This window comes from Roseivirga sp. (assembly GCF_965216855.1).
Taxonomy (GTDB): Bacteria; Bacteroidota; Bacteroidia; order Cytophagales; family Cyclobacteriaceae; genus Roseivirga.
Genome location: NZ_OZ244204.1, coordinates 3,336,912 through 3,353,644, shown reverse-complemented (window position 1 = coordinate 3,353,644; position 16,733 = coordinate 3,336,912). Strand labels below are relative to the sequence as shown.

The 16,733-nt window shown below is 42.5% G+C and carries 16 protein-coding genes; 9 read left to right on the top strand and 7 right to left on the bottom strand.

Annotated elements, in window-relative coordinates:
• Positions 1-98: 98 nt before the first annotated feature.
• The 4 genes from ACOOEY_RS14875 to ACOOEY_RS14860 all read left to right on the top strand — a co-directional run bounded on the left by ACOOEY_RS14875 (position 99) and on the right by ACOOEY_RS14860 (position 4,168).
• Positions 99-1,712, top strand: a complete 1,614-nt coding sequence (locus tag ACOOEY_RS14875; protein WP_420385515.1) for a glutamate synthase-related protein — start codon at positions 99-101, stop codon at positions 1,710-1,712.
• 6 nt (positions 1,713-1,718) lie between these two features.
• A complete protein-coding gene (locus ACOOEY_RS14870; protein ID WP_420385514.1) occupies positions 1,719-2,942 on the top strand; it encodes an NAD(P)-dependent malic enzyme in 1,224 nt (407 codons plus the stop codon).
• A 68-nt stretch (positions 2,943-3,010) separates the two neighbouring features.
• Complete coding sequence (locus ACOOEY_RS14865) at positions 3,011-3,292, top strand: DUF427 domain-containing protein (protein WP_420385513.1); 282 nt, start codon at positions 3,011-3,013, stop codon at positions 3,290-3,292.
• Complete coding sequence (locus ACOOEY_RS14860; RefSeq protein ID WP_420385512.1) at positions 3,293-4,168, top strand: hypothetical protein; 876 nt, start codon at positions 3,293-3,295, stop codon at positions 4,166-4,168.
• Positions 4,169-4,170: 2 nt separating this feature from the next.
• Here the strand turns inward: ACOOEY_RS14860 and ACOOEY_RS14855 are convergent, their stop codons facing one another.
• The 7 genes from ACOOEY_RS14855 to ACOOEY_RS14825 all read right to left on the bottom strand — a co-directional run bounded on the left by ACOOEY_RS14855 (position 4,171) and on the right by ACOOEY_RS14825 (position 11,559).
• A complete protein-coding gene (locus tag ACOOEY_RS14855) occupies positions 4,171-6,789 on the bottom strand; it encodes an ABC transporter permease (protein WP_420385511.1) in 2,619 nt (872 codons plus the stop codon).
• Between the two features lie 29 nt (positions 6,790-6,818).
• Positions 6,819-7,142 carry a helix-turn-helix transcriptional regulator gene (locus ACOOEY_RS14850; RefSeq protein WP_420385510.1) on the bottom strand — a complete coding sequence of 108 codons (324 nt, stop codon included), beginning with the start codon at positions 7,140-7,142 and terminating at the stop codon, positions 6,819-6,821.
• A 141-nt stretch (positions 7,143-7,283) separates the two neighbouring features.
• Positions 7,284-8,990: an alanine/glycine:cation symporter family protein gene (locus ACOOEY_RS14845; RefSeq protein WP_420385509.1), complete on the bottom strand. Its 1,707-nt coding sequence runs from the start codon at positions 8,988-8,990 to the stop codon at positions 7,284-7,286.
• A gap of 402 nt (positions 8,991-9,392) precedes the next feature.
• Positions 9,393-9,797, bottom strand: coding sequence for a Dabb family protein (locus ACOOEY_RS14840; RefSeq protein WP_420385508.1), 405 nt, complete (start codon positions 9,795-9,797; stop codon positions 9,393-9,395).
• 36 nt (positions 9,798-9,833) lie between these two features.
• Positions 9,834-10,394 carry a peptide deformylase gene (gene def, locus ACOOEY_RS14835; RefSeq protein ID WP_420385507.1) on the bottom strand — a complete coding sequence of 187 codons (561 nt, stop codon included), beginning with the start codon at positions 10,392-10,394 and terminating at the stop codon, positions 9,834-9,836.
• Positions 10,391-10,807: a Holliday junction resolvase RuvX gene (gene ruvX, locus ACOOEY_RS14830; RefSeq protein ID WP_420385506.1), complete on the bottom strand. Its 417-nt coding sequence runs from the start codon at positions 10,805-10,807 to the stop codon at positions 10,391-10,393. Before ruvX ends, def begins: the two co-directional genes overlap by 4 nt.
• On the bottom strand, positions 10,807-11,559 hold the full coding sequence (locus ACOOEY_RS14825) for an iron-sulfur cluster repair di-iron protein (RefSeq protein ID WP_420385505.1): 753 nt from the start codon (positions 11,557-11,559) through the stop codon (positions 10,807-10,809). The genes ruvX and ACOOEY_RS14825 overlap by 1 nt, the downstream gene beginning before the upstream one ends.
• A gap of 164 nt (positions 11,560-11,723) precedes the next feature.
• Between ACOOEY_RS14825 and ACOOEY_RS14820 the strand changes: the two genes are divergently transcribed.
• From ACOOEY_RS14820 to ACOOEY_RS14800, 5 genes are all read left to right on the top strand, one after another.
• Positions 11,724-13,373, top strand: a complete 1,650-nt coding sequence (locus tag ACOOEY_RS14820) for a S41 family peptidase (protein WP_420385504.1) — start codon at positions 11,724-11,726, stop codon at positions 13,371-13,373.
• A gap of 41 nt (positions 13,374-13,414) precedes the next feature.
• A complete protein-coding gene (locus ACOOEY_RS14815) occupies positions 13,415-13,906 on the top strand; it encodes a hypothetical protein (protein ID WP_420385503.1) in 492 nt (163 codons plus the stop codon).
• Positions 13,907-13,961: 55 nt separating this feature from the next.
• On the top strand, positions 13,962-14,993 hold the full coding sequence (locus tag ACOOEY_RS14810) for a hypothetical protein (protein ID WP_420385502.1): 1,032 nt from the start codon (positions 13,962-13,964) through the stop codon (positions 14,991-14,993).
• 8 nt (positions 14,994-15,001) lie between these two features.
• Entirely contained in the window at positions 15,002-16,102 is a 1,101-nt protein-coding gene (locus ACOOEY_RS14805; protein ID WP_420385501.1) for a hypothetical protein, read from the top strand.
• Between the two features lie 153 nt (positions 16,103-16,255).
• Positions 16,256-16,666 (top strand): HYC_CC_PP family protein, encoded by a 411-nt coding sequence (locus tag ACOOEY_RS14800; RefSeq protein ID WP_420385500.1) that lies wholly within the window; start codon positions 16,256-16,258, stop codon positions 16,664-16,666.
• Positions 16,667-16,733 lie beyond the last annotated feature (67 nt).

The window sequence follows — 16,733 nt, the reverse complement described above, 5'->3', positions numbered from 1 at the left end:
AGCCCGTTTTAAGTGTAAAGCTTTGGTCAGGTCACACTCCTTTCAAACTTTTCTTTCCCTGAGGAATTAATTAGTTTACAGTAACCAACCAACTCACTATGAAAAACCCTGTTCAGGTTGCCAGATTCTCTGAATTGGCAGATAAAACTCCAACTCATGCCCTTATTTCTCAAACCGATCTGGTAGTCATCAGGTATGGTGAAGAAGTCTCGGTACTCTATGGCCGCTGCCTTCACAGAGGGGCCCTGCTTTCCGATGGTTTTGTCGATGGACATAATCTCATTTGTGGCTTGCATCACTGGGATTATCGCATTGATACCGGAGTCAGCGAATACAACAATGAGGAAGTCCTGAGAAAGTTTAAAAGTGAAATAAAGAATGATCTTGTACTGGTAGATGAAGACGATGTACTGGCTTTTGAGCATGACCATCCGGCACCCTTCAATCGGGATGCTTATCTGGGTGTTTATGCTGATACCCACCCAGAAGACACAGAGCCTTACACCCGTTATATTTCCGAATTAGCCAGAAATGGTCTCAAAAACTGGGGGCATCATGGCCCGACAGAAGCTATGGGTGTCGACCGTAATACATTACCCAAATGGGAAGACATTCAGTTCCTGCCTGCTCAGCTTTCAAGAAGACCATTACTGGATGATGAAGAGGTCTTAACAGAGACAGTCATAGGTCCAAACGCGAAAAAGCCATTGAAGCTAAGTATGCCCATATTTGTGTCAGACATGTCATTTGGGGCATTATCGCGAGAGGCAAAAATAGCTTTGTCTAAAGGAGCAGAAATGGCCGGCACCGGCATCTGCTCAGGAGAAGGTGGTATGCTTCCCGATGAACAGTCAGCTAACTCCAGATATTTCTATGAACTGGCTTCTGCCCAGTTCGGGTTTTCATGGGAGAAATTAAAGAATGTTCAGGCCTTTCATTTCAAAGGTGGACAGGGTGCCAAGACGGGTACCGGTGGACATTTACCAGGAGATAAAGTTTCTAAGGAGATTGCTGAAGTAAGAGGACTAAAAGAAGGAGAAGCCGCCATCTCTCCTGCCACTTTTCCAGATTTCAAAGGAGTTCAGGATTTCAAAGATTTTGCCGAGAAGGTCAGGGATGTTACTGGCGGAATTCCGGTAGGATTCAAAATAGCAGCATCGAGGATAGAAGAAGATATTGACTTTGCCCTGGAAGTGGGCGTAGATTATATCATTCTCGATGGAAGAGGTGGCGGTACTGGCGCTGCTCCTACCATTCTGAGAAACAACATTAATGTACCTACCATACCTGCACTCGCCAGAGCCCGAAAACATCTTGATGAAAGAGGTGCGGAAGGAATTAGCCTGGTCATTACCGGAGGCCTCAGAGTAGCCGAAGATTTTGCCAAAGCTATGATGCTGGGAGCCGATGCTGTAGCTGTTTCCAATTCAGCCTTACAAGCCATTGGCTGCCTGGGCATGCGTGCCTGTAATACCAATAACTGCCCGGTAGGTATTGCTACACAGAAAGAGAACTTAAGAAGCCGATTGCAAACTCAGGCTTCTGCCAAACAGCTGAGCAATTTCTTTATGGCTTCCAATGACCTGATGAAAGTGATAGCCAGAGCTTGTGGGCATAACAGTTTTCAGAAATTTAATAAGGCCGATTTAAGTACATTCAACTGGGATATGCATAAATTGTCGGGCATAAATTACGCGGGCATAAACGCTTAAAATAATATGGAAGAAGTATATAAGAAATCGGTGGAGCTGCATCAGGAGATGCAAGGGAAGATAGAGATGAATAATAAGATTCCGGTGGACAGTAAGGAAGTACTGTCGCTTGTATATTCTCCCGGAGTAGCGCAACCATGTCTTGAGATTGAAAAGAATCCGGAAACGGCCTATGACATGACCATGAAGGGCAACACCATTGCGGTGGTTACCAATGGCACTGCTGTTCTCGGGTTAGGTGATATTGGTCCTTTGGCCTCTTTACCTGTTATGGAGGGGAAAGCCATGCTCTTTAAGAAATTTGCCGGAATCAATGCCATTCCGATCTGTATCGACAGTAAAAACACACGACATATAATAGAAACCATCAGGCGTATTTCTCCTGCTTTTGGAGGGATTAACCTGGAAGATATTGCTGCACCAGAAAGCTTCGAAATTGAAGAGGCACTTCAGGATATTGGTATTCCTGTTTTCCATGACGATCAACATGGAACGGCTATCGTTACCCTGGCTGCCTTGGTCAATGCCTGTAAGGTTCTGGGTAAAGAGTTGACAGACCTGAAAGTGGTTATCAATGGTGCCGGAGCAGCGGGTATTGCCATTGCCAAATTATTGAGATGCTTTCACATTGACTCTCCCCTTTGTCAATCGGTGAAAACGCTGATTGTATGCGATTCCAAAGGTGCAATTCACCGTTTCCGATCTGACCTGAATAAAGCGAAAACGGAACTACTAAAGTATTCGAACTTCAACGATGTGAAAGGTGATATCCATGAGGTAATCAAAGGAGCGGATGTATTTATCGGAGTAAGCAAAGGCGACATATTGAGTCAGGAAGACATTAAAAACATGGCTGATAACCCGATTATCTTTGCCATGGCTAACCCGACTCCGGAAATTATGCCTGACGAAGCCATAGCAGCAGGCGCTGCCGTAGTTGGAACCGGCAGAAGTGACTTTGCCAATCAGATCAATAACGTATTGGCCTTCCCTGGTATTTTCAAAGGAGCTTTAATGGCCAGAGCAAGCACCATTAGTACAGAAATGAAACTGGCGGCTGCTTATGCCATTGCCAATTCTGTAGAGAACCCAACTGCTGATGCGGTCATTCCTTCTGCGCTGGATACCAGCCTGGCAGAAAAAGTGGCCAATGCCGTTGCCAAAGCTGTAGACTCGGAAAGAGAACTACAAAAACAGATCGAAGCGGCAGAAGCTGAAATGGGCAGTTAAAAGTCTCTTACCAGACTTATTCGCTGAACACCTGTGGCTCTCTATTGTTACCTACTAAAACAATTACAATGAAAGCCATTTGGAATGATCAAATCCTGGCCGAAAGTGATGACACCATAGTCATAGAAGGTAATCATTACTTTCCGCCAGACAGTATTAAAAAAGACTTCTTTAAGCCTAGTAACACGCATACCCATTGTCCCTGGAAAGGCGAAGCAAGCTACTATAGCCTTGAGGTAAACGGAGAGGTAAATCAGGATGCAGCATGGTACTACCCCGTCACCAAAGAAGCAGCTAAACCTATCACAGGTTATGTAGCTTTCTGGAGAGGGGTTAAGGTGGAATCTTAGATGACTGATGTTAAGACTTCATCATGGCAATGGCTTGATCCTGCTCGTCAACATGGTTTAAATACCGCCATAGAGCAGACGCATCAGGCCGTGCAATTCATCTCCATGCTGGGAAAACATTATCTGGAACATCAATCAGATGATAGCCATACCAATATGGCCTGGTTAAAGACACAACAGGCTTTATCCGGACGATGGATTGATGCTCCTAAAACGAGATTCTGTCTGGCCTTGAAGACTTCGGAGCTTAAACTGGTCCTGTACAATAATCAGTTTCAGGTAATCGATCAGCTCACATTAAATGGGCTTACCACCAATGCGGTAACTGTCTGGTTGAAAGAGCATCTCAAGCAATTGAATCTGGACCCGGCACTTTTTCAAATGGATCTACACTATGAAATCCCTGATTATGGTTCGGAAAAAGACTTCATTTTTAAGCTGGAAAACCAACAGCCATTTTTTGAGGCTTCGGCTCACAGGGCAAATAGTGATCTGCTTCTGACGCTACATGCAGATCCCTTTGAAAATGCCTCTGAAGTACGCACATGGCCACACCATTTTGACCATGGTTCATATATACCACTTCATTATCAAAACGGAGAGCCGAGTCATTCCATAAGCATTGGCATGGCTATACCGGATGATGTAATAGGAGAGCCTTATTACTACATCACTCAGTGGTCCAATGAAATTGAAATCGACTATGCGTCTGCTCCTGGTTTATCTGATGGCGTATGGCAAGAACAACTTAATGGAGCAGTGCTCCCTGCCAATAAGCTACTGGCTGAGAACACTGCTGATGCACAATTCAGATTGATAAATCGATTTATGCAAGAAGGAATTGAGGCTTCCTTACAATTGTTTAAGCTGAAATAGGCCTATTCATCTTTCAGGAATTTAACCGGATTATTAAAGGCTACTTTAAAGGCCTGTCCTCCTATGGTCATTACTGTGATCAGCATGGCCACCGCTGATGCGGCCAGCAACATCAATACATTCAGCTCAATGCTGTAAGCATAGGTCTGTAGCCATTGCTGCATTACCCACCAGCTGGCAGGCAAGGCTACGAGAAGTGATAGTAAAAACAAGCTACCAAACTGTCCACCAAACTTCCAGAGAATTTCCATTTGCGAGGCACCCAATACCTTTCTAATGCTTAGCTCTTTCGACTTACGTTCTGCCATGTAGGAGACCAGTCCTAAAAGGCCAAGTATGGTTAAGAATATACCGATGACAGCAAAGCCAATAATTAACTTAACAAACCTCTGTTCAGCCAGATATAATCCCTGGAAAGCATCATTAACAAAGGTAAATGCCAGGGGCTGAGCACTGAACTGGCTCCATATTCTGTCTATCTCATCAATGGCAGAACTGGCCTGTTTAGTGTCTAATCTAACAATAAGGTTATCTGGACTCACTCTTGTACCTGGCGCGGCCAATAAGTAAACATTGGGGGCTACTGATTCATGCAGTGAATTGTAGTGAAAGTCTTCAATTACTCCTACTACTGTTCGTTCATTGCCTCCGACATCTACCTTCTTACCCTCCAGGTCTGTCCACCCTGTGATTTTAAAAGCGGATTCATTCAGCAAGCAAGACTGAGCTGAATCGGTCAAGAGTTCCTTATCCAGGTTTCTACCTGCAACCAGATCAGTTTCCAGCGTATTGAGATAATCATAGTCGATCGCAATGATATTTATGCCAACTGATTCCTCCGAATCCTTTCCATCCCATTCAAAACTCCAGGTGTTATTCATGGCGGAAGGCAGCGCCTCTCCGGTGGCAGTGATATTCTGCACTCCGGGTACCTGACTGATTTGTTCCTTCATGGTCATTAATTGCCGCTGCATATCTCTGTCGTCAACAGGGATATTGATCAATTGCTCAGCATTGAAACCTTTGTCGAAGCTATTGAAGAACTGAACCTGTCTAATTACCACAAGAGTACAGGCAATGAGAAAAACACCAATAGTGAACTGGAAGAACACCTGAATTTTTCTGGTCAGTGATTGATTTCCCAGAACGCCCGACTGAGTTCCTCTTAAGGCATCAATCGGTTTAAATCTATTGAGAATCAATGCCGGATAAGCTCCTGAGAGGATAAGAATAAAAGTAAGAGCCGTGAAGATTACTAAAAGTACTTCTGAACTGATCATTTTCTCTAAACCAATTTCCTTGCCCACTACTTCACTGAATATTGGCATCAGCAAAAGTCCCAGAGTAAAGGCCAATACTACGGCCAGGAAAAGCTGAAAGAATGATTCTACGTAAACCTGTCGAACCACCTGAGCAGGTTGAGCCCCCAACACTTTTCTCATACCAATTTCTTTACCCCTCTGACCCGATTTGGCGGTTACCAGGTTGACGTAGTTCATGGTAGATGCAATCAGAATGAGTATGGCAACACACCCGAAAAGGATCACATAATCAAGATTGCCTTTGGCTATTTTACCATTAATGTCATTGGAATATAGCCGCACCTCATCCAACGGCTGGAATATAATGTTGCTATACTCAGAGCTGCCATCTCCACGATAAGTCTCAAAAAACTCCGGCAACCCTTTTTCAATTTGTTCTACCTGAGATTCATCAGCTATTTTAACATAGCTCTTCAGCCAGTTGAGACCCCAAACCCGATCAAAATGACCATACATCTCACGGGTTGTAGACATGGATCCCAACAAGTCGAATTGCAGATGGGAGTTATCCGGTACGTTCTCTATTACCCCCGTAATTTTCATTAAGAAGTCCTGGTTACCGTCATACACCTTAATGGGGAGTTGCTCTCCCAATACATCTAACCGATCGAAATACTTCATTGCCATATCTCTGGTGATTACCACGCTGTTGGGTTCCTCGAGCATGGTGGCAGGTTCTCCGGAAATCACGTCAAAACTGAAGAAAGTCAGGAAATTGGATTCGGTCCAATAGAAGTCATTCTCCAGAAAATTCTGATCATCCTTTTTCACCAGCACTATATCCTGACCAAATCGGGTATAGGCTTCAATGGCGGGGAAAGCCGGTTCGAGATACAACTTCCAGGGTGAAGGTGTTGCATCTCCTTTAGAGCCATTTTGCGGATCATGATTGACCAGGCGGTAAATCTTATCATGGTCTTCATGAAATTTGTCATAACCGAGCTCATCAAGTATATAGATAGAGATGAGAATGACACTTAACAGTCCGATGGAAAGTCCCAGCACATTCAGCAGTGAGTGCCAGAAGTTCTTTTTGAATTGCCTGATGGCAACGATGAAATAATTGAGATAGAGTTTGTTGTTGTTGCGTTGCATTTCTTTGAGTGTTTTCAACCTGAATAATCTTAAATAGCTAATGGCATCGAAGAAGTAGTACAGGCGGGCCTTTCTAATCCCTTGCTTTTCTACTCTTCTGCTAAACCATTCATGTAGGTCTCCTTCCACTTCTTCCAGAAAGCGTTCCGAGCAGAAAATCTCTAGCATTCTATCGACCCAGATGGGAGGAGATGTTTTCTTCATTTCAATCGTATTTGTAAAACTAATTCGTATTAAAACTTATAATCCGGCATCATTTGCCACATGTTGTCTCTGATACTTCTCGCCTGATTCAGCGCATCGAAACCAGCTGCACTGATTCGGTAAAGCCTTCTTCGCCTCCCTCCTCTTTCACCAGTAGCCCCACCCATATAGGATTCAACAAAGCCCTTTTCCTCCAATCGGTAAAGAGCAGTATGTACTGTTGAAAGGGTAATTGAGCGATTGGTTTGCTTTTCAATTTCAGCCGCTATCGTCACGCTATATGCTGTGTCGACCAACAGAGCACATGTGAGTAATACCAGTTCTTCGAATTCACCAAGGTGTGTTCCTTTCATTTTATTTCACTCGTATTTGTCGAACTAATATATAGAGAGAATACTTCAGATGAAAAGAAAGGTTGCGTCTATTTTCTTCTCGCCAACAAAAAAACCTCTCCTGAATAACAAGAGAGGGTTTCATTCAATATTATTTTCAGATTACTCTGGCGTTTTCTCTTCAGGATACTCCTTTTTGAAACCGTCCCAATACTCCTTGATGGTAAGCTTCATTTCTTTTCTCAATAGGAAAATACCCAATAAGTTGGGCAGTGTCATGAGAGCAATAGCAATGGCCGCTACAGTCCAGATAATGGTGGTATCTGCAATAGAAGCCACAAAGAAACCGGCTACATATACTACTCTATAGTATTTAACCGATCCTGAACCAGCCAGGAATGTCATGGCTCTGTCTCCATAATATGACCATGAAATGGCAGTACTGAATGCAAACAGTAATAGTCCAATTGACACAATATATTGTCCGTATTCACCAAACCAGCCTTTGGTAAAGGCGATAGCGGTTAATGGTGAACTATGCACCAGTGATTTACCATAGAATGAAATACCGGCATCCTGCAGAACTCCTTTCTTAATTTCAACCTGACCCGTCAACGGAGGTCCGTCAAAGTATTCATTCACTACAACTTCTTCTGCGACTGACCTGGCATGGATAACTGTAACATCGCTAACGATCTTTCCATTTTCAACCTCCAGCATACCATCAAACACAGGCAAAGGTTTTTCTCCGGAAAGGTGCTCTTTTAGCGCTATTCGATCTTCTTTGTTATCATCGGTGTAATCAGATCCGGCAATGATAGACATATCCGTCACCGCGAAATCGTTGTAATGCTTTTCCTGCCATGCACCGGAAGAAAGAAGGGTTAAACCTGTGATAGAACAGATTACGATAGTATCAATGAACGGCTCCAGGATGGCCACCATACCTTCAGATACCGGCTCATGAGCCTTTGCTGATGCGTGCGCAATTGGTGCAGAACCCTGACCTGCTTCATTGGAGAACAAACCTCTTCCTACCCCAACATTAAAGGCATAAGCAATAGTAGCTCCCAGGAAACCTCCGGTGGCAGCGGTAGTAGTAAACAGACTGGTGAATACTGAGCTGATAGCAGGAATGATATTTCCTGCGTTGGCAAAAATTACTGAAAAACAACCGATGAAATATACAACAGCCATGGCTGGCACAAGACGCTCAGTCACAGCAGCAATTCTTTTGATACCTCCGATAATTACTACAGCCAGAATCACTGATAAAACAGCTCCGGTAATCCATGGCTCAATAGCAAAAGTGGACTTTACCGCTCCGGCAATACTGTTAATCTGTGGCATGTTACCAGTACCAAATGATGACAGAACAGTGGCTCCGGCAAAGATAGCTGCCAGCCAGCCCAGCTTGAATGACTTCTTACCAATTTTAAACTCGGCATTCTTCATGTAGTACATCGGGCCACCAGCCATAGAACCATCTGCAGCCTTTTCTCTGTACTTGTGAGAAAGGGTTACCTCCACGAATTTGGTACACATACCAATAGCGGCTGTAACCACCATCCAGAATAGCGCAGCAGGTCCACCGAGGTGAAGTGCCAAGGCAACCCCTGCGATATTTCCGGTTCCTACCGTACCGGAAAGAGCGGTGGTTAAGGCCTGGAAGTGTGAAGTATCACCTTCATCACCGGCTTTGTCATACTTCCCTCTGACTACATTAAAGGCAAATCTGAAGTATCTTATTTGCGGGAATTTCAGGTATAATGTAAAGAACAGACCTGTTCCCAGCAATACGAATGGAAACCAATCCGAACTACCAATAAAGCTATCGATAGTACTCAGGATTTCGTTTAATCTCTGCATAAATTAGGTAGGTTAAGTTTTATGGATGCTGCAAAAATAGGGATTATACCTTCCGAACAAAGGTAAAATAAGGTTAACAGGGCACTGCCTGAACCCGTCAGTACCGCAGGTCAGACGGGAAGGTCATCAAAATCTGCTCCCTCCCAATCCACTTTTATATAGTCCTTAGCAAGCTGCGTGTTGAGCAAAAGGTGTTTTTCTATCTAAAAAAAACAGTCTTAACAGTCTTATGATGTATGTAATAAAAACATCTGGCCATTTGATAGCAGGTCTTGAAAAATCTGCATGTGCTTATAGAATATTAAATATACACTAGATCAAACGGATTAGTGCCAGTTTTTCGCGTCTGACCTTCGGTACTGACGCTACATTTATTCCAACCCAAACTGTCTATTTCAGGTATTAGTTCTCCACATCAGTAATCATCACTTTTTCCCACTTATCGGAGTGCTTTTCTAAAAGGTTTAGGTGGATGGGATCTTGTTGGTAAGCATCATGGGCGGCCAGATCTTTGAAGTGAACAATCACAGCAAAATCATAGCTTCTCTCTACTATTGGACGTGTTGTATTGGCAGGTTTGCCAGTGTAAAGAGCTTTTACCACCTCCACTTGCCTCAACTTTTCAGTATCCCGATAAAATGAATCGAGTTGTTCCTGCGAGAGGCCCTCTTTGAACCAAAAGTACACGGAGTGAATAAAAGGATTTTCTAACGAGTCTCCTTCAGCCAAAACCTCATCAGAAACAGTGTCCTTTGACTGACAAGCAAAAACGGAAATAGCTAATAGCAAGAATATCACTTTTTTCATTACCTGAACTTTTACCTTCAAGTTATGAAAAGCAGATTACTTCTTTACCGGGAATTTCATTCGATAGGCTACATCGATATTGCCTTTTGAAATATTGACCAGTTTAGATCGCAACATCTGCTTTTTGAGGCCTTTGATGTAATCAGTAAATAAGACACCATCGAGATGGTCGTATTCGTGCTGAATGACTCGGGCAGTCAAAGCATCGAACTCCTCTTCGTGCTCATTCCAGAGCTCATCGTAATAATGGATGGTCAGCTTTTCAGGTCTCAGAATATCGGCATGCACATCAGGAATACTCAAGCAGCCCTCCTCAAAGGCCCATTCGTTTCCGTATTCATCCAGAATTTCAGGATTGATAAAGGCTCTTTTCACTCCTTTAGCCTGATCTTCTTCACTACCCATTTGAGTAGAGTCAATGACAAAGATTCTATGAGATAATCCTATTTGTGGAGCAGCAAGCCCTACCCCATTGGCATGGTACATGGTTTCAAACATGTTTTCCACCAATTGTGTAAGATCCTTAGAGTCTTTAGGGTAATCTTCCGCTTCTTTTCTAAGTATGTTGTCTCCGTAAGCTAGTATCGGGTAAATCATATGCCTTTGCTTTCCAGATAAGATTGAAGAATGATGGATGCACTAATCTTATCTATGTTGCCTTTTTCTCTTCTATCCTTCTTTTTCATTCCTCCGGCAATCATCGCATCCATTGCCATTTTGGAGGTAAATCTTTCGTCATGCAAATAAACGGGTTTTTCCGGAAACTGCTTTTTCAAAAGGTTATGAAATTGCCTCACCTGTTGTGTGGCGTTCGTGTCTTGCCCATCGAGATTCTTAGGCATACCCAACACAAACGCCTCAATGCCTTCATTCTGATCGTATGTTTTCAGATACTGAATGACATCTTTAGAGTGAACCGTGTCTAGTGGAGACGCAATGATTTGTAAAGGGTCTGTAACAGCTAACCCTACTCGTTTTGAGCCATAATCTATGGCTAGAATTCTACCCATTAATTGCTTTTAGAGAGATCATGAAATTTCAATTTCACAAGACGCTCCAGTTGAAGGGCCTTAGGGAATAAAATTTCATTTTCAATTTTGGCGTGCAAGATGAGGTCTTTTTCAAGTCTTTCCAACTCTGAATAAAGCACCTTAATCTGTAGGTCGGCCTCATCGCAATAGGTATAGTTATTCGTGAACTTCCTGAAACCTTCCATCTCATTGTCATGCACCTCATGGTCCAGCGCAAACTCTCTTACGGAGTATTTCTCCATCAGGTAGAAAACCTCAGAGCTTGGCACATCGTCTTTGAGGAATCTGGAAAGCTGACTCACATAAGAAAAGAAGGTATCTTCCTCCTCATAAATATGTTCGATAAAGTCTTCGACAAAAAGCGGGAAGATAGATTTCAGGTCATTGGAGAGCGACTTGTACCTGAAGTCAACATCCTTGATTCCATCAATAAGCTGAGCAACATAAGGCATTCGCTTTTTGACAAAAATATAGTGAGCATGCTTGAGGTACTCGACCATTAACTCAACCGGAAGAGACTGTAATTGCTTGATGGTGGTTTCGCTGTTGTCATCTACCAACTCCAGAGCCTTAATGACAGACTCCGCATTGAGCCCGTGACCGGCACACACCTGCTCAAGTGTTTCTGTCTTGTAGTCATAAAACTTCACACCGAAATAATAAAGTACTGACGCATGAATATGATTTTCAGTAACTATATCATTTATTGTCTTTTTAAGCAGGTTTTCCATTTCTTTTGGGGGTTTAACGAATCTACTAATTTTGAATCAGAGAGTAAATGTTCTTCTCTCATTTTTCGGTAAACACAAATGAAAACATACCGTTAGAATCATACCATGACATTTACCCATGTTTTTGATGGGTTTGCATATTTTTGGCAAATAAATTTGAAGAAGTGAGCGAATATAAAAATTCACCTTACCATATAAGACTACCTATTTTATTAGCAGTAGCACTCATTATCGGTGTACTGATAGGTTCTAACTTTGCAAAACCCAAGACTGATCTGCGTTATCAAGGGTCTATCCAGAAGTTTACTCAGCTGATGGATTACATCGAAAACGACTATGTGGATTCGGTGAATACGGCCAGTCTGTTGGAGGAGTCTATTGAAACTATGCTGGATAAGCTAGACCCTCACACTGTCTACATCCCACCTAAAGATGCAGAACTTGCAGCCTCTCAACTTAGGGCAACCTATGACGGTATCGGAGTTGAGTTCAACTTGCTTAGAGATACCTTATATGTAGTTACCCCCCTTTCCGGAGGCCCATCTGAAAAAGCAGGAATTATGGCGGGCGATAAAATTGTATCAGTCGATGGGGAAAATATTGCCGGCATAGGTCTGACCAATCGTAAAGTCTATGATATGCTGAGAGGCCCCAGAGGTTCTGAAGTGACTCTCGGTGTTGTGCGAAAGAATCAACAAGAGACCATGGATTTTGAGTTGAAACGGGGTGCCATTGCACAAACTTCTCTCGATGCCAGCTACATGGTGGATGATAAGATCGGTTATATCAAAGTGAATCGTTTTGCAGAAACCACTTACAGGGAGTTTAAAGCGGCACTGCAGAATCTCAAGGATCAGGGGATGCAACAACTGATTCTCGATCTGCAGAATAATTCCGGAGGATATATGAGCGCAGCCATTGGCATCTCCGATGAATTCCTGAAAGCAAATGAGGTGATTGTAAGCCAAAAAGGACAAAGCAGAAAGTATGACCGCGAAGACAGAGCCACTTCAGGAGGAATATTCGAAGATGGTGCCTTAATGGTCTTGATTAACGAAGGTTCGGCCTCTGCTTCAGAAATAGTTGCTGGTGCCTTGCAGGACAATGATCGCGCCTTAGTGGTAGGCCGAAGATCTTTCGGTAAAGGCCTGGTGCAGTACCCTTTTGATCTCGATGATGGATCTGAGCTTAGAATGACCATCGCAAGGTATTATACGCCTAGTGGACGTTCTATTCAGAAGCCTTACGAAGACGGTGAAGAGACTTATAACAATGACTATTATGACCGCTACGTTTCGGGTGAATTATTTTCACAAGACAGTGTACACTTCGATGAGAACCTGTCTTATAAAACTTCGGCAGGAAGAACGGTTTATGGTGGTGGTGGCATTATGCCTGACTACTTTGTTGGTCTCGACACCACTGATAACAGTGCATACATCAATCGATTGGTAGCGAACAATACCATCAGAGAATACACTTTGGATTATCGCGACAACCACCCGGACTTGAAGAATCTCAGTATCGATGAATTCATTGAAGAGTTCGAAGTATCAGAGGCCATGCTTCAGGATGTTATTGCTTTGGGTGAAAAGAATGGAACTCCTTTTAGAAGAAAGCAATATGAGAAGTCCAAAACGCTACTGATCAACCTCATTAAAGCAAGAATAGCCCGAGAGGTATATGACAATGATGATGCTTTTTACAAGGTATACAATCAAAGTAACGAGATATATAGAGAGGCTATTAGCATATTCAGAAACCCTGAAAAACTTCAGGATAAATCTAACGGGGTTCTTTTGCAGAAAATGTAAGAACAAGGCAGAATGAACGTTCAGAGACAAAGGTCATTAAAATGAAGAATTTCTTTCTGAGCAGTCTGCTCTTGCTATCGGTCAACGCATTTTCTCAATCTGTATCAGATGACATCAACAAGGATGTCTGGTTCAACTTCATGCAGGCATATCAGGATTTGGATGCCAGTCTTTTCAATCAGATTCACACCAACGATGTACTTCGAATTCCTGTGGATGGTAACATGATGATGATCGGGCAGGAATACAAAGATGCCAATCTGGAGAACTTCAATCGCTGGAACCAGACCAAGGTCAGACAAAAGATAGAGTTCAGTTTTTACTCTCGCATTCAAAAGGCCAACTGGGCCTATGAAACCGGTATCTACAAACTCACGAGATTCACGGACAATGGCTCCCAATCTTACTACGGTAAGTTCCATGTAACCCTTAAGAAGGTCTCAGGCACTTGGAAAATCTTCATCGACTCAGATAGTAGTAATGGTGGAACCATTGGCGAAGAGGATTTCCTGAAAGGTGACATTCTGAGGTAGCTGGTTGAGATGTTTGTGGTATCTTCCAATCATAAAAATCACAAACAACGCAATTATGAAAAAACCACTTCTATTTCTATCAGCTTTTATTCTCTGTAGTTATTCTTTCGCACAAACCAATACTTTCCCTTCTTCCGGAAATGTGGGGATTGGAACAACTTCGCCTTCTGAAAAGCTAGAGATTCTAGGCAATCTAAAATTAAGCACTGGTAGCCACGTAAAATTTGGATTGGACTATTCCAAAATTTTTGAAAATGGTGTCGATCAACTAGTTATTCAGGGACACAATGGAATTCTACTGCAATCTTGGGATGGTAGCTCATCTACTCTTTACACTGATTTATTTACAAGGTACGGCAAGGTGGGCATTGGCACAACTTCACCAAGTGCCCACCTTGAAGTGAAAAGAGCCAGTTCAAGTACTTCCGAATTCTTAAGATTCACTGATGGGAACTACAACATTGGAGCTATTCAAAGCCTTAGCTCGACTGATGGTAGGGGGATTATTTTTAATGCAAAATCAGAGGGAGTTTCGACACCAGAACCCTCTTTGGTTTTAGCCGCATATAGCAATGATCTGCAACCGAATAATGACTATGATGCCGCTGTATCTGTAAGGGGTTATGACATTTCTGACAACTCTCCTTTAGAAAACTTGCCAATTTTCAAGGTATTAAATGGTCATAGTGAGGTAAAACTATCTGTTGAAGCCAACGGCAATATTGGCGTGGGCACAAATTCTCCACAGGAAAAACTATCAGTTGACGGAACTGTTCTGGCGAAAAAAGTACGAGTTTCAATAGCAGGAACTGATTGGCCAGACTACGTTTTCTCTCCCAATTTTGAATTGAGAACCTTAGAGGAGGTAGAAAGCTTTATTGAGAAAAACCAGCACCTACCAGAAGTACCTTCCGCTAAGGAAATTGAGACAAATGGCTTGGATTTAGGCAGCATGGATGCAACACTTTTAAAGAAAGTGGAAGAGTTGACTCTATATATGATAGAGCAAAACAAGAGACTCAAACAGCTCGAGATCAAGAATCAGAAATTAGAAAAAGAATTAGAAACCATTAAAAAGAATAAATAAACGCAATCATGAGAAAAATACTTTCATCCATAATTATATGCTTTTCTTTTCACTCGTTTTCTCAAACCTTTCCAGTATCAGGTGAAATAACCACCACCAACGGTGTGGGAATTAACATTGTGAGCGAATACTTGCAAGCAATGAGTGGACGAGATCAAACAAAATATGTCAAAATCGTTACTACAATGCCTTTCCAAAATGGCAAAGGGATGACATCACTTTATCTGGATTATTGGGGGTATGAGAAGGTATGGAGGACTAGGATTGGGTGGTATGTATATAATGACCAATTCTTAAACCCTTCAATAAGTATTTCAGGAGATTATACACACACGGGAGTGGTTTTGGCCAACGAAGGGGGATACGTGACTATATCAATCCCCATACCTGCTTTTTCGCATTACGGACACTTAACCGTTAATAGTTTGACAGAAATAAAAGCTGTCACATCTACCTGGGCAGATGGATGGTCCATTGAAGAGGAAAGTATACCTGGTACAGGTAATCAGAAAACGGTTAGTATCCATAATAAATTGAGTACGGATGGAAGTATAGGAATTGGGATCAATATCCCACTAGCAAAACTTCATGTAAAAGGTAACAGTGGTAGTTCAGAAACACAGATAAATAATGTAGACGGAATGTTTATTGAAAACGGAGGGAGTTTAAACTCTTATTATGTCCTTCAAACAGCAACTACAGGTGGTGGAAAGAGCTTTTCAATCACAAATGCTGGAAACGTTGGAATAGGCACAGACACTCCTGATGAAAAACTCGAAGTCAACGGCACCGTCCGCTCCAAAAAAGTAAAAGTAGAAGCCTCCGACTGGCCAGACTACGTATTCTCTCCCAATTTTGAATTGAGAACATTGGATGAAGTAGAAGACTTTATCGAGAAAAACCATCACCTGCCAGAGGTACCTTCTACACAGGAAATTGAAGTCAATGGACTTGATTTAGGTAGTATGGATGCCACACTTTTAAAGAAGATGGAAGAATTGACTCTGTATATGATTGAAATGAACAAAACAATCAAAGATCAAGGTAAGAGAATTGAGGAGCTGGAAAAGGAGAATAAAGAACTTCTAGAAAAGGTGAGAGATAAATAGCCAATTCGCATACTTAAGAATGGCAGCCCTATCTTCACCATGCATATAGGACTGCCATTCTTATAACATCTCAGCTTGCTCACTTCTTAACCTCAATACTTCCAAACCTCTCAACATGAACACTTTTTCAAAACTTCCGTATATTTGTTCGACTTGAAAAGAACACTAACCATATTTTTCACTGCTTTATACTTCATCGCAAGTAGTGGTGTCCTGTTTGGACAACATATCTGTATGGGACGTGTTCAGGAGTCTGCCTTATTCACGCATGCTGACTCTCAGTGTGGAATGAGCATGGAAATGCATACAGGCATGGATGGCTGTTGTGACAATGAGTGGTCACTGGAAATCATTGAAGACGACCAGCAGATCACCGCCTTTCAGGATGCTCCCAACGCTACTTTCTATCTCCTTTTTGAAACTTCACTCACCGAGTACTTTCTCAGCCTGACTGAAGAGCAAAACCACAACGAATTCAATGATTCCGGTCCCCCTGACATAAATACTCCGGAACTCTATCTTTTCTATCACAATCTCAAGATTCCTTCAGGTTTACAATCTTAAGGTGATACGTTAACGTGTCATTCAGAGAGCCTATAGGTTGGTTTTTTCTCCGCCTAACTGACTCCCT

Coding starts and splice junctions, on each gene's coding strand:
- ruvX (WP_420385506.1), bottom strand. CDS start 10,807: ATGGGTAGAATTCTAGCCATAGATTATGGCTCAAAACGAGTAGGGTTA.
- ACOOEY_RS14815 (WP_420385503.1), top strand. CDS start 13,415: ATGAAGAATTTCTTTCTGAGCAGTCTGCTCTTGCTATCGGTCAACGCA.
- ACOOEY_RS14865 (WP_420385513.1), top strand. CDS start 3,011: ATGAAAGCCATTTGGAATGATCAAATCCTGGCCGAAAGTGATGACACC.
- ACOOEY_RS14870 (WP_420385514.1), top strand. CDS start 1,719: ATGGAAGAAGTATATAAGAAATCGGTGGAGCTGCATCAGGAGATGCAA.
- ACOOEY_RS14825 (WP_420385505.1), bottom strand. CDS start 11,559: ATGGAAAACCTGCTTAAAAAGACAATAAATGATATAGTTACTGAAAAT.
- def (WP_420385507.1), bottom strand. CDS start 10,394: ATGATTTACCCGATACTAGCTTACGGAGACAACATACTTAGAAAAGAA.
- ACOOEY_RS14840 (WP_420385508.1), bottom strand. CDS start 9,797: ATGAAAAAAGTGATATTCTTGCTATTAGCTATTTCCGTTTTTGCTTGT.
- ACOOEY_RS14875 (WP_420385515.1), top strand. CDS start 99: ATGAAAAACCCTGTTCAGGTTGCCAGATTCTCTGAATTGGCAGATAAA.
- ACOOEY_RS14860 (WP_420385512.1), top strand. CDS start 3,293: ATGACTGATGTTAAGACTTCATCATGGCAATGGCTTGATCCTGCTCGT.
- ACOOEY_RS14855 (WP_420385511.1), bottom strand. CDS start 6,789: ATGAAGAAAACATCTCCTCCCATCTGGGTCGATAGAATGCTAGAGATT.
- ACOOEY_RS14850 (WP_420385510.1), bottom strand. CDS start 7,142: ATGAAAGGAACACACCTTGGTGAATTCGAAGAACTGGTATTACTCACA.
- ACOOEY_RS14845 (WP_420385509.1), bottom strand. CDS start 8,990: ATGCAGAGATTAAACGAAATCCTGAGTACTATCGATAGCTTTATTGGT.
- ACOOEY_RS14805 (WP_420385501.1), top strand. CDS start 15,002: ATGAGAAAAATACTTTCATCCATAATTATATGCTTTTCTTTTCACTCG.
- ACOOEY_RS14810 (WP_420385502.1), top strand. CDS start 13,962: ATGAAAAAACCACTTCTATTTCTATCAGCTTTTATTCTCTGTAGTTAT.